Raw genomic sequence first — 13,891 nt, 5'->3', positions numbered from 1 at the left:
GAGACAGATATAGAAGATTTCTCTTTGGGAGGATTGGAAAGAACATGTGGGGTGCTCCTTTTACGGCTCAAGCCAAAAAAATGCTGCTACTAGGCAGTGGAGAATTGGGAAAAGAGGTCGTTATTGAGGCCCAACGACTGGGCGTAGAGACGATCGCTGTTGATCGTTATGAGAACGCACCTGCAATGCAGGTCGCGCACCGGTCTTACTGCATCGACATGCTGGATGCCGAAGCTTTGAAACAATTGATCCGTAAAGAAAAACCTCATTACATCGTACCTGAGATTGAAGCTATTGCAACAGAAGCTTTACTGGAGCTTGAGGAAGAGGGATTTTGTGTAGTACCTAATGCCCGAGCTGCACGTTTAACGATGGATCGCGAAGGCATCCGTCGGCTTGCAGCCGAACAATTGAAACTTCCGACAGCTGACTACCTTTTTGCGGACAACCTGGAACAACTTCAGGAAGCCGTACGTGAGCTTGGCACACCTTGTGTCATTAAACCATTGATGAGTTCTTCCGGCAAAGGGCAGAGTGTATGCCGTACACCGGGCGACGTGGAGGATTGCTGGAACATTGCTCTTTCGGGAGCACGTGGCAAATCTGTTCGTGTTATCGTGGAGAGCTTTGTGCAATTTGACAGTGAGATTACATTACTTACCGTTAGGTCTGTATCTGGCACCGTATTCTGTCCTCCGATCGGCCACATTCAGAAGGATGGGGATTATGTCGAATCCTGGCAACCTCATGCAATGACTCCTGAACAATGGGAGCAGGCTTGTCATATTGCCAAATCCGTCACGGATGAACTTGGCGGTTATGGACTGTTTGGAGTGGAATTGTTCCTGACTCCGGATGGTGTTGTGTTCAGCGAGGTATCGCCTCGTCCACATGACACAGGAATGGTTACAATGGTGACGCAAGACAGTTCCGAGTTTGCGCTGCATGTACGTGCAATTCTTGGTTTTCCGGTCACAGGTGTACATCTGTTGACACCGGGAGCTTCAGCAACGCTGAAGGCTAATGATGAAACATCTGACTTTACTGTAGGCGGGATAGAAGAAGCACTGGCTATTCCTCGTACTCAGATTCGTGTATTTGGCAAACCTGAGACCAAAGTAGGACGCCGAATGGCTGTAGCCTTAAGTGCTGGCCAAGATGTGGAAGAAGCTCGTAAAACAGCGGTGAAAGCCGCTAATATGCTGAAAGTGGAGGTAAATCATGTCCAATAATGTTGAGGCCCCTGTACTGATGATCCGAGAGTGTGAGCTGCGAGATGCTGAAGCGGTAACGGGACTGATGCGAGAGGTCAGCTATCCGACAACAACCAATGTCATGAAAGAACGCATTGAATGTTTGGAAACCAATCCAAACGCATGCATGCTTGTTGCCGAAGTGGATGAACAAATTATTGGTGTGATTGGCTTGCAATGTGTGCAAAGTCATGCCTATCCAGAACCTGCCGCACAAATTACTTCCCTGATTGTAGGTCAAGAACATCGTGGTGGTGGGATTGGCCGTCGTCTGATGGCTCGTGCCGAAGATTGGGGCAGACAGCAAGGTGGTAAACAACTGTTTGTCACGGGTGCTAACCGTGAAGTGACTTCAACAACGTACTCTTTTTATGAGCACATTGGTTTTCAGAAGAGAGGCTATCGGTTCAGTAAAGTTCTTCTATAGTATAAAAAAGTTTCTTCTATTGCATGGAAATTCTCATGATATCCTGATCTGCACATTCTGGTGTGGTGAATGATAAATAGATGGTGAAGCGACATTCGACTAGCATTTTTAGTCCGAATGTCTTTTTTTTGTGCTTTTGTCAACGGGGATAGAGCCTTACAGGATAAGCCCTCAGACAAATCTGTAACATTCTAAAAAATGACAAAAAAGTTACTTTTCCATATTTTATAGGTTCACAATCTCCTGTTGAATTGATATACTGCTAGAGTATTAATTACAAAGTTGTAATAACTAATCTTAAGGAGATGAATGAATTTGAAAAAGAAATGGATGAAAACTGTCGTAACGAGTAGTCTGACAGCCGTACTGGCCGTAGGGGTAATGCTTCCTGCATCCGCGTCTGCTGCAGATTCAACATATAAGACTATCACAACGTACAAAATTACAAGTACAGACAGCTTGAAAGCTTATATTGAGAAATGGCTCAAACAAAATGGATACACCGTATCCGAGGGGCATATTGTAGAGAAACCTGCTACGCAGCCTGATCAAACAACGAAACCTGCTGAGCCTACAACTAAGCCTGAGCAACCGACTAAACCAACACAACCAGCTCAAGAAGAAAAACCGGAAACTACACCGGCTAAAGATCCTTCAAACACAGGTAATACAGGTAACAATACAAGTAATAATGGTAGCGAAAGCACACAATCCGACTTTGCTACTCAAGTTGTAAAACTTGTGAACGCTGAGCGTGCTAAAGCAGGTCTGAACGCTCTGTCTTCAGATGCACTTCTGGACAAAGTGGCTGTTGCTAAAGTAAAAGATATGAGCAACAACAACTATTTTGATCACCAGTCACCTACGTATGGTTCTCCGTTTGATATGATGAAACAATTCGGAGTAACTTACAGCTATGCAGGTGAGAACATTGCCCAAGGACAAAAAACACCACAGGAAGTGGTTACAGCTTGGATGAATAGTGAAGGTCACCGTGCCAATATTCTGAGCAAAAACTTTACGCATATCGGTGTAGGTTTCTACAACGGATACTGGGCACAAGAGTTTATCGGTAAATAATCGATTTATAATGAAGAAAGTATGAATTTCTTTTCCACAAGGTTATGCCAGCACACAGTTCAAATCTGTGTATGGTATAACCTTTTTTCCGTAAAATGACATAAGGAAAATGAATTCTGCGAATATAGCGCCAAAATTTGCAAATTAACGACAGAACATTTATGTTATTTAGGAATAGCATCATCAGGGCGTGTCTGAAAACTCCGAAGGAAGCGGATTTTCAGACACGCCTTAATGTAAAGTCATTATAAATTATTAAGCACCCGGATTGGTGTACATGAGCGGAGATGTGATGATGAAAAAGAAAAAAAGCCTTGATTCAGCACCATGGATCTGGAGAACCGTCAGTACAGTATCCATCTTGGCAACCTTGTTGTTGTTATTTGGATTTGGATACGCCATAAAAGACGTGATTTTCCCCGAGGGAGATTCAGCGTTAACTACAGGCCAAGAGGCAACTGCTCCATCTAAGGATAAAGAAGGAGAACCGGCTGTAGTGGAAGATGGCAAGATTCGGATGGCTGTCATCGGCGATTCCCTGGCAAGAGGTACGGGGGATGATGAAGGACTCGGTTTTGTGAGACGTGCAGGGAACCTGCTTAAAGATAAAGGATATGACGTTCAGGTTCTTAATAATCTGGGTGTAAACGGTTTGAGAACAGATGCTTTACTGGAAAAACTCGATGAGCAAGGCGTGCGTTATGTCTTACAACAGTCCAATTTTATTTTGCTCTCGATCGGCGCAAATGATTTGTTCCAGGGAGGACAAGTTCTACAGGGGGAAGATCCGCCAACAGCAGAGCAGCTGGCAGCGGCTTTGCCTGAAACGTCGAAGCGCCTTCAAGAGATATTGAAAAAAGTCAAAGAAATTAATCCCGATGCACAGATTGCGTACATAGGGCTGTACAATCCATTTGGCGATGTGAAGGAACTAGAGAAGCCGGGTAATGCAGTAGTTGCTGCATGGAACGATGCCGCACTGGCTATTTTGAACAATGAGGACAAGATGACACTTGTCCCTACATTCGATTTATTTGAAAATCATCTGGGGGAGTATCTCTCGTCAGATCATTTCCATCCCAACGGACAAGGTTATGAGCAAATTGCAGTTCGGATTACACAGGAATTCCAGGCAGATACACCGGCAGAAGGGAGCGGAAATTAAATGGCAGAGAAGCAGTATGATTCCGTCTTGTCTGTACAGCATCTGAAGAAGCGGATCGGACGCAAGTGGATCATTAAGGACGTTACATTTGACGTAAAACCTGGTGAAATCTTTGGATTTCTCGGTCCCAATGGTGCCGGAAAAACAACAACGATACGGATGCTGGTGGATCTGATCAAACCGACAGAAGGAAAAATTAAAGTCTGTGGTTATGATGTGAATCGGGACCCTGAGCGTGCTTTGAAGTATGTAGGCTCCATTGTTGAAAATCCGGAGGTATATACATATCTGACAGGGTGGGAGAACCTGGAGCATTTTGCCCGCATGCAACCAGGTGTGGACAACGAGCGCATTCAGGAAGTTGTGGATATTGTGCGTCTGGATCAGCGGATCCACGATAAAGTCAGAACATACTCATTGGGCATGCGTCAACGGCTTGGTATTGCACAAGCGCTGCTCGGGCGACCGCGTCTGCTCATTCTGGATGAACCGACGAATGGCCTTGATCCAAAAGGCATTAAGGAACTTCGTGTCTTTATTAAGCAACTTGCCAGTGAAGGTATGGCTGTATTTGTCAGCAGTCACTTGTTAAGTGAGATCCAGCTTCTCTGTGACAGAGTAGCGATTATCAGTGCTGGGCGTGTGCTTGCCGTTGGAGGTGTAAGCGAACTGATAGAAGATCATTCCAAGTTGGCTATATGGCATGTTTCACCACTGGAACAAGGCAAAAAGATGTTACTGGATGCAGGCATTGCTCTGGTAAGTCGACCTGCGGATGTGATGGATGATACCATTGTTGCGGGCCTTGGTCCCAACGCTGTGGTTGCCGAGATGCATGAAGATCGAATCCCTGATCTGGTGCAGCAGATGGTTCAAGCTGGTATACAGGTTGAAGGAGTACAGCGAATTCAGCCTACGCTTGAACAACTATTCTTAAAAATGACAGAAGGTGAATCCATTGAGTAATATCATGCCGCTGATCCGTAATGAAACGATTAAGATGGTGAAGAAAAAACGGCTTTATATTATATTTATTGTACTTGCGGTCCTCGTACCGATGTTTACGTATGCCCAGATGAAATCTGCGGAGAATAATCGCGACAAGTTTGGCGGTGATTGGCGTCTTGAACTGCAACAGGCCATCACAGACAATCAAAATTCGCTCGGTAGCGATCGGGTACCTGAAGAGTACAAGAAATATAGAACAGTATATATCCAGCAGATGCAGTACTATCTTGAAAATGATATCAATCCCAAAGAACCGGGTGGTGTTACCTTTACACGGGAGTTCATGAACAACGCGGTTGGATTGTTTATTCCACTGTTAATCATGGCTATTGCTTCAGATCTTGTTTCAGGTGAACGTACGACAGGTACGATTAAAATGCTTTTAACGCGTCCGGTTAGACGCTGGAAAGTGCTTCTGAGTAAATTAATTACGCTGATTATGTTTGTTTCAATCATAGTGGTATCAGCCTACATTATATGTTATGTCATATCGGGTGCGGTCTTTGGTTACAAAGGCTTCAACATGCCAATCTTCACAGGATTCAAAGTTGTGGGAACAGATGTTGATATGTCGGCAGTGCATGCTGTAGACCAGTGGCTGTATATGCTTATGCAGGCAGGACTGATCTGGTTTGTGAGTGTAATTGTGGCTATGCTTGCATTTATGGTATCCGTACTTGTGCGAAGTACAGCTGCAAGTATCGTTATCATGATGGCCGCTCTGATTGCTGGAACAATCTTGACCAGTATGGCTGCATCCTGGCAGACAGCGAAATATCTGTTCATGGTTAACCTCGAACTTCCTGATTATTTGTCAGGCGGATTACCGCCAATCGAGGGTATGAATTTAGGTTTTTCCCTTATTGTGCTTAGTGTTTGGGGCATTGCTTCACTCATTGTGTCATTCCTTGTCTTTACGAAACGGGATATCTTGAATTAAAATGGACAAGGATAAGAAAACATCTGTTTGCATTTTAGGCATTTTTTTAGTTGCAAGTTAAGAAGGGGGAGCATGAATGGTCGAGCAAATCGATATGTCGGCAGGTTCGACAGGCGGAGGACAGGGGTCTTCAGGCTACGACGCGGACGACATTCAAGTACTTGAAGGGTTGGTAGCGGTACGGAAACGGCCGGGGATGTACATCGGCAGCACCAGCACTTCGGGTCTACATCATTTGGTATGGGAAATTGTCGACAACGCTGTCGACGAACATCTCGCCAAATTCTGCTCCAAAATCGATATCACGCTGCATAAGGACGGTTCTATTACGGTTCAGGATAACGGAAGGGGAATTCCGACAGGTATACATAAAACAGGGATTCCTACTCCCCAGGTCGTGTTTACGATTTTGCACGCAGGCGGAAAGTTCGGTGGATCAGGATACAAAAAATCAGGCGGTTTGCACGGTGTAGGTGCGTCAGTTACAAACGCATTGTCCGAGTGGCTTGAAGTCGAGATTTTCCGTGATGGCAAGATTCATCGTCAGCGATTCGAGTATTGGAAGGACAAAAAAGGGATTGAACATGTCGGTGAACCGGTCTCCGGTCTCGAAGTGTTGGGCAATACCAATCGGACAGGTACAAAAGTTACATTTAAACCGGATATTCGGGTGTTCCAGAACGGCATTCAATTTAATTATGATACATTGGCAGAACGCCTCCAGGAGATTGCTTTTCTGAATTCAGGTCTGAGAATTGTGCTTAAGGACGAACGTTCGGGCAATCAGGATGAATACATGTATGAAGGCGGAGCAAGCCAGTTTGTTGCTTTTCTGAACGAAAATAAAGATGTGTTGCATGATGTTATTCACTTCTATGCGGAGAAGGATGACATTGAAGTCGAAGTGGCAATCCAGTATAACGCGGGTTATACAGAAACACTGGCTTCGTTCGTGAACTCGATCCCTACTCGGGGTGGCGGTACTCATGAGACCGGATTCAGGGCTGCGTATACCCGTGTAATGAATGATTACGCACGGCGTACCAGCATGATTAAGGAAAAAGACAAAAACCTCGAAGGTAATGACCTGCGTGAAGGTATGATGGCCGTCATCAGTGTCAAAATGTCAGATGTTGAGTTCGTGGGTCAGACAAAGGATCAGCTCGGCAGCGCTTCCGCTCGAAGTGCAGTGGATTCGGTCGTGTCCGAGAATATTCAAAGGTTTCTGGAAGAAAACCCGCAGGTAGCTCAAACGTTAATTCGCAAAGCGGTTCAAGCCTCCAGAGCCAGAGAAGCAGCTCGCAAAGCACGTGATGATATGCGTACAGGCAAGAAACGCAGTGAAAGTTCCAACCTGAACGGCAAGCTGACGCCGGCGCAATCAAAGGATTTTACCCGAAATGAGTTGTTTATTGTTGAAGGTGATTCCGCAGGTGGTTCTGCCAAACAGGGCCGTGACTCGAAGATCCAGGCTATTCTGCCGCTCAAGGGAAAACCGCTCAATCCGGAAAAATCGAAGCTGGCCGACATTCTCAAAAATGAAGAATACCGTGCCATTACAGCGGCGATCGGGGCGGGCATAGGAACCGAATTTGCAGTTGAAGACAGCAATTATTCCAAAATTATCATTATGACCGATGCGGATACGGATGGCGCACATATTCAGGTGCTGCTGTTGACCTTCTTTTATCGTTATATGAAGCCTTTAATTGATGCAGGCAAAGTATATATTGCTCAGCCGCCATTGTACAAACTTACTCGTAAGTCTGGTAAGCTCGCGACTGTTCGATATGCATGGACGGATGAAGAACTGGCGAATTATATGAAGGAATTCGGTAATAATGTTGAGCTTCAACGTTATAAAGGTCTTGGTGAGATGAATCCGGATCAACTGTGGGAGACAACAATGAATCCGGAAACTCGTGCGATGCTGAAGGTACAGATTGTTGATGCAGCAAAAGCAGAACGTCGTGTATCTACGCTCATGGGTGATAAGGTTGATCCGCGGAAACGCTGGATTGTAGAGAACGTCGACTTTACAGAGTACGAAGAATAGAAGGTGCTTGGAATGAGTCCATCAGAACAATTTATGCCGGCCTTTCTCGAAGAGGTCGTTGGGGACCGTTTCGGTCGCTACTCCAAATATATTATTCAGGATCGAGCCATTCCGGATGTCCGGGATGGGTTGAAGCCAGTACAACGGCGTATTCTGTACGCCATGTACGATTCAGGTAATACGCCTGACAAGACTTACCGCAAGTCTGCCAAAACCGTTGGGGACGTAATGGGTAATTATCATCCACATGGTGACTCATCCATCTATGAGGGCATGGTGCGGATGGCTCAGCCATGGAAAATGGGCCATATGCTCGTGGACGGTCATGGTAACTGGGGATCACAGGATGATGACCCGGCAGCGGCGATGCGGTATACGGAGGCCCGTTTGTCGCCCATCGCGATGGAGATGCTTCGCGATATCGAGAAACGGACGGTTCTGTTTAAGGATAATTTTGATAATACGGCCAAAGAACCGGTTGTATTGCCATCCCGTTATCCGAACTTGCTGGTTAATGGTGTCAGCGGTATTTCCTCCGGATTTGCAACGGAGATTCCTCCACACAATTTGCGTGAAGTCATTGATGCTTCGATCGCTGTGATGGAGAAACCGTCAATTGAGCTGGACGAGATCATGATGTTTATGAAGGGGCCAGACTTTCCAACAGGCGGATTGATTATGGGCGGTGACGGCATTCTGGATGCCTATCGCACAGGTAAGGGACGGATCTATATCCGGTCCAAAACCGAGATTGAAAACATGCGCGGTGGCAAACAGCAGATCGTCATTACCGAGATCCCTTATCAGGTCGTGAAGTCTCGTCTGGTTACAGCGATGGAGAACATCCGACTTGAGAAGAAGGTTGAAGGTATTGCTGAAGTGCGTGATGAGAGTGGACGAGAAGGTCTGCGCATCGTGGTTGAGTTGAAAAAAGAAGCGGACGCACAAGGTATTTTGGCTTATTTGCTGAAGAAAACCGACCTGCAGGTCACCTATAACTTCAATATGGTTGCGATTGTGAATAAAGCACCACAACAAATGGGATTGAAATCAATTCTGGAGGCTTACATTGCCCACCAGCGGGAAGTTGTTACATTCCGTACCCGGTTTGAGCTGGAGAAAGCGGAAGACCGTGCACATGTGCTGGAGGGCTTGGTTAAAGCTCTTAACATCCTTGATGAGGTCATTGCAGCGATCAAAGCTTCGAAGAACCGGCAGGATGCTCAGAATAACCTGATGTGGATGTTTGGATTCACGGAACGTCAAGCGGATTCCATCCTTACTTTGCAATTGTACCGTTTGACAAATCTGGAGATTAATTCTCTGGAGAAGGAACTTGGTGAGCTGATGAAAAAGATTGCGCAATTACGATCCATTCTGGATAGTGACCGCAAGCTCATCGGAGTCATCCGCAAGGAATTGATGGAGATTCGTGAGAAATACGGCATAGACCGTCGTTCTGCGATCCAGGGTGAAGTGGAAGAACTCAAGGTTAATCTCGAAGTACTTGTGAACGCGGAAGATGTATTTGTTACGTTATCCAAAGAGGGATATGTGAAACGTACAGGCATGCAGTCCTTTACACGTTCTGGTGGTGAACGGAGCGGAAGTGGAGTAAAAGATGGCGATTATATCGCTCAGGTTCTGGAAGTAAACACACTTGAGAACTTGCTTGTCTTTACGAGGAAAGGTCAGTATTTCTTGTTACCTGTTCATCAGGTACCTGAATTCAAGTGGAAAGATCCAGGCACGGCCATTGTGAATGTGATTCCCCTTGCGAAAGATGACCGTATTGCAAGTGTGCTTGCTGTGAAATCCTTTGAAGAGCCAAATCACAGTCTGGTCTTCGTTACGCGAAGAGGACAGGTGAAACGAACGGAGCTGAAGGATTACGTTACCAAGCGTTCCGGTGCAGTTGCGGCTTGTAAAGTGGGCAAGGACGATGAAGTGTTATCTGTACATCTAAGTACAGGCGCTCAAGATATTATGCTGATTACAAAAGAAGCCATGGCGATTCGTTTCCGAGAGGATGAGGTCAATCCAATGGGACGTGTATCCGGTGGTGTTCGTGGTATTCAGTTGAGAGATACAGATGAAGTTGTATCCGCTCTATGGGTAGAAGGAGATGAAGGTGAAGTTGCCGTGTTGTCCGATCTGGGATATGGTAAACGTTCATTACTCCTGGATTATGCTGTCCAGAGCCGTGGAGGCAAGGGGCTTGCCACATTCGAGTTCAAAGAAGGCAAACGTGTGAAACCGAATGGCAGCCGTATTGTTGGAGCGTTTTATTGCAAAGAGCAACGTAAGATCACTGTAATGACCAAGGAAGGCCAAGTGCATCAGATCTCTTCGGAAGGTGTTCCGATTACTGAGCGCAAACATATTGGCAAACTGATTGTTCCTGTGGATAAACAGGACGAGATCGTTGAACTTCTGAGGGACTTCAATGAGAATCAACCAGCATCATCTTTATAAAAACAAACAAACGAGACTTTTCGCGGAACAGCTAATCCTGTCATGCGAAGAGTCTTTTTTTGTTGTTCGAAGGCGGATTAGAAGAGGTCATCCATGCGAAGTTTAACAACCTTCGTCGATTACGGTCGATCGCTAGGAAATTGAAAAAAAGCAGCAGGAATGCGGCTTTGGAGCGCGAAAACTTAAGCAGGTGAAGTGATAACCGGTTGCAGAGAGGAGCGATGGAAGATGTATAATTCCGATTTTGCCAAGTGCTGGTCCAGGTTAACGAAAGATTATAAATTGCATATGGATCAAGAGCTGGCACCCTCATTAACGGAGGCTCAGCTGGCTGTTCTGGAGGTACTCGAAGATCATCAGAAGATGAAACCTTCGGATCTGATTCCTTATCTGTCGACTACGCCAGCTGCCGTAACCATGCTGCTCGATCGGATGGAGAAAAATGATCTGATTCGCAGGAATCGGGATAATCAGGATCGACGCATTGTGTGGGTATCTCTGTCTGAGAAAGGAAGAATGGAGACAGAGCGGGGAATCACCATCCGTAATGAATTCATGAACTCTGTTCTCAGTAACATTTCGATGCACAATCAACAATTGCTGGTATATCTGTTAGGCAAAATGACAACACCGAAGACCAAAGAGCCTGCCTTATCTACTTCGGTATGATACCATGCTGATTCTTCTGAATAACCATAGGAGTGCCTGCTCGTTTCATGCAGGAGCCCTATGGTTATTTTATTTACAAATTACATATGATACACACTGTGTCCAGGTTAGTTGAGTAAAGGCATGGATGTAACACAGTTAGTATGTCCTGATATTATTTTTGTGAATTCATATGTAAAGAGTTGACTATGTAAATATTTTTGTTATAATAAATAATTGTTCCCCTGATATTTCGTGTACGAAATATTATATTCCAAAAGTAAAAGGGTGAAACAATGACTGATACGTATGAAGTATTCTATATTATTAATTCGTTCCGCCAAGTGAATCAAATGCTTTTTCGAGCATTTTGGAATGAAAACAAGGAGATCGAGCTGACTTCGATCCAGTTTATGGTGTTATCCATCCTGAGGGAGCGTCCTTCCATTGGCATCAATGAAGTGGCTGAGCTATGCCATATGGGCAGCAGTTCCATGAGCGCTGTTGTGGAGCGACTGGTCAAAGGCGAGTATATCGTTCGGACACGTTCGGATGCTGACCGCCGATCCGTTAAGCTTCAGATTACGGACAAAGGGGAACAGGCCCAACAGGAAACGCACCATTTGTGGATGGAAAGAGTGTCACCCATTCTGGATATATCGAAGGAAGACCTTGAGCACCTACTTAGAATTCATAGTCAAATGATTGAAAAGTTAGAAGGAAGAGAGATGAACAACATATGAGTACGACTACTGCTGCAGCTCCATCCTCAGCGATGGACAACATCAAGAAAGGCCCTATTGTAGCGGCATTATTAATTGGTGCCTTTGTGGCATTCCTGAACCAAACCCTGATGAACGTAGCGCTTCCTAAAATCATGGAAGACCTCGCGATCAATGCAAACAAAGCCCAATGGTTAACTACGGGTTATATGCTCGTCAACGGTGTTCTGATTCCGGTTACGGCATATCTGATTGCCAAATTCTCAACGCGTCAAATTTTTATTACAGCCATGACTCTATTTACCATAGGTACATTAGTCTGTGGTCTTAGTCCAACCTTCACCATTCTGATGGTAGGTCGTGTCATTCAAGCGGCAGGTGCAGGTATCCTGATGCCTCTGATGACCGTTGTATTCCTGACCATCTTCCCGATTGAGAAACGTGGTCAGGCCATGGGAACCATGGGGATCGCGATGATTCTGGCTCCTGCGATTGGGCCTACACTTTCAGGTTATGTGGTTGAGCATTATTCCTGGAGATTGTTGTTCTACATCATCTTGCCATTCTCTATTATTGCAACGGCAATTGGTATTGCTTTTGTCAAAAACGTAACACGTCAGTCCAGACCTAAACTGGATTATCCAGGCGTTATTTTATCTACACTTGGTTTTGGTAGTTTGCTTTACGGATTTAGTGATGCGGGTACCGATGGATGGGGCAGTGCAATTGTCATTGGATGTCTCGTCGTAGGTGCGATATCCCTGATTCTGTTCGTTATTCGTCAACTGACAACAGATCATCCGCTCCTTGAGTTCCGTATTTTCAAATACAACATGTATACATTAACAACGATTATCAATATGCTCGTGACAATGGCGATGTTTGCAGGTATGATCCTGCTCCCTATTTTCTTGCAAAACATTCGTGGATTCTCACCAATTGAATCAGGACTTCTGATGATGCCTGGTGCGATATTGATGGGGATTATGTCTCCAATTACAGGTCGCATATTTGATAAAGTGGGCGCACGCTGGCTATCGGTTGCAGGTCTTGCCATTACGGCGATTACAACTTGGGGACTGAGTCGCCTGGCAATCGATACTACTTACGGCTACATGATGTTTATATATACGGCTCGTATGTTCGGTATGTCGATGCTGATGATGCCGATCCAGACAGCAGGTCTGAATCAACTGCCTCAGCGTCTGAACGCGCATGGTACAGCGATGTCCAACACATTGCGTACTGTTGCCGGTGCGATCGGTACAGCCATTCTCGTTACCATCATGAGTAGCAAGCTCAAAACACATCTGGCGGATGCAGTGGCTGCGGGCCAAGTTGACCCTAATAATAAGACAGCGATGTTAGCTGCTACCGCAGATGCAACAATTTACGGTGTTAACTATGCATTCATCGTGGCTACCGGAATGACCGTGGTTGCTTTGATCATGGCGTTCTTTATTCGGAAAACAAAACCAGCTGTTGAGCCTGTTACTGTAGAACAGGAAAAAGCGACGGCTACAGCATAACGAATATCAGATAAAAACCAAAAAGAGAACTCTAGCAGTTGAAATGGGGTAACCCTAACTGCCTGAGTTCTCTTTTTTTTGGTGTGCGCAATATGAGGAGAGTAATCTTATTATTCGGGCTGGATCGTTGGATCGAGAATAAATACAGGATCCGGCTCATGACCGAACTGTTTGAGGTTAATGGTTCCGTTCAGCTGAAACTCCACACCTTCGCTAATCAGTTCTGTTTCCTGCATCATGCGCGAGTGTTCGTCCGGTATGGAGATTTCGCCTTTTGCGTTGACGACACGGTGCCAGGGCAGACGTTCCTTACGGCTCATCGAGTGCAGAATACGAACGACTTGTCTCGCAGCTCTTGGACTTCCGGCATGGGCTGCAATCTGACCGTACGTCATGACTTTACCTTCAGGAATCGCCGCGATGATCGCAACGACTTGTTTGGTAAACGGGGTCATCATGATGTCTCCTCTCTGTATCTTAGGTATATAGCTGAAAATATGAAAAAACGTGTCGTTCAGATACAGAATCTGAACGACACGTGATATGGACAGATCTAACCTGATCCTATGCATTTATAGAGGTTGTTCG

At 45.5% G+C, this 13,891-nt stretch carries 12 protein-coding genes; 11 read left to right on the top strand and 1 reads right to left on the bottom strand.

The window, feature by feature from the left end:
- The first annotated feature begins 44 nt into the window (after positions 1–44).
- The 11 genes from purT (at position 45) to QNO02_RS18510 (ending at position 13,303) form a co-directional block, all read left to right on the top strand.
- Positions 45–1,232, top strand: a complete 1,188-nt coding sequence (gene purT, locus QNO02_RS18560) for a formate-dependent phosphoribosylglycinamide formyltransferase (protein ID WP_289389631.1) — start codon at positions 45–47, stop codon at positions 1,230–1,232.
- Complete coding sequence (locus QNO02_RS18555; RefSeq protein WP_017687788.1) at positions 1,222–1,680, top strand: GNAT family N-acetyltransferase; 459 nt, start codon at positions 1,222–1,224, stop codon at positions 1,678–1,680. The genes purT and QNO02_RS18555 overlap by 11 nt, the downstream gene beginning before the upstream one ends.
- 315 nt (positions 1,681–1,995) lie before the next feature.
- The gene (locus QNO02_RS18550; RefSeq protein WP_289389630.1) at positions 1,996–2,760 is read left to right on the top strand and encodes a CAP domain-containing protein; all 765 of its coding nucleotides are present in this window, start codon (positions 1,996–1,998) and stop codon (positions 2,758–2,760) included.
- 277 nt (positions 2,761–3,037) lie between these two features.
- Positions 3,038–3,925, top strand: a complete 888-nt coding sequence (locus QNO02_RS18545; RefSeq protein ID WP_289389629.1) for a GDSL-type esterase/lipase family protein — start codon at positions 3,038–3,040, stop codon at positions 3,923–3,925.
- Positions 3,926–4,891 (top strand): ABC transporter ATP-binding protein, encoded by a 966-nt coding sequence (locus tag QNO02_RS18540; RefSeq protein ID WP_091029011.1) that lies wholly within the window; start codon positions 3,926–3,928, stop codon positions 4,889–4,891.
- Complete coding sequence (locus QNO02_RS18535) at positions 4,884–5,873, top strand: ABC transporter permease (RefSeq protein ID WP_211084733.1); 990 nt, start codon at positions 4,884–4,886, stop codon at positions 5,871–5,873. The genes QNO02_RS18540 and QNO02_RS18535 overlap by 8 nt, the downstream gene beginning before the upstream one ends.
- A gap of 76 nt (positions 5,874–5,949) precedes the next feature.
- Positions 5,950–7,929, top strand: coding sequence for a DNA topoisomerase IV subunit B (gene parE, locus QNO02_RS18530; RefSeq protein ID WP_249912270.1), 1,980 nt, complete (start codon positions 5,950–5,952; stop codon positions 7,927–7,929).
- Positions 7,930–7,941: 12 nt separating this feature from the next.
- Positions 7,942–10,404, top strand: a complete 2,463-nt coding sequence (gene gyrA, locus QNO02_RS18525; protein WP_289389627.1) for a DNA gyrase subunit A — start codon at positions 7,942–7,944, stop codon at positions 10,402–10,404.
- A 228-nt stretch (positions 10,405–10,632) separates the two neighbouring features.
- Positions 10,633–11,073 carry a MarR family winged helix-turn-helix transcriptional regulator gene (locus QNO02_RS18520; RefSeq protein ID WP_036613306.1) on the top strand — a complete coding sequence of 147 codons (441 nt, stop codon included), beginning with the start codon at positions 10,633–10,635 and terminating at the stop codon, positions 11,071–11,073.
- Between the two features lie 275 nt (positions 11,074–11,348).
- The gene (locus QNO02_RS18515) at positions 11,349–11,795 is read left to right on the top strand and encodes a MarR family winged helix-turn-helix transcriptional regulator (protein ID WP_036613308.1); all 447 of its coding nucleotides are present in this window, start codon (positions 11,349–11,351) and stop codon (positions 11,793–11,795) included.
- Positions 11,792–13,303: a DHA2 family efflux MFS transporter permease subunit gene (locus QNO02_RS18510; protein ID WP_091029016.1), complete on the top strand. Its 1,512-nt coding sequence runs from the start codon at positions 11,792–11,794 to the stop codon at positions 13,301–13,303. Before QNO02_RS18515 ends, QNO02_RS18510 begins: the two co-directional genes overlap by 4 nt.
- Positions 13,304–13,413: 110 nt before the next feature.
- Here the strand turns inward: QNO02_RS18510 and QNO02_RS18505 are convergent, their stop codons facing one another.
- Positions 13,414–13,758, bottom strand: coding sequence for an MGMT family protein (locus QNO02_RS18505; protein WP_289392820.1), 345 nt, complete (start codon positions 13,756–13,758; stop codon positions 13,414–13,416).
- Positions 13,759–13,891: the final 133 nt, after the last annotated feature.

Source organism: Paenibacillus sp. PK1-4R, assembly GCF_030369595.1.
Classification (GTDB): domain Bacteria; phylum Bacillota; class Bacilli; order Paenibacillales; family Paenibacillaceae; genus Paenibacillus.
Note: the sequence above shows the minus strand (reverse complement) of the source record. Positions and strands in the feature narration are given on the sequence as shown.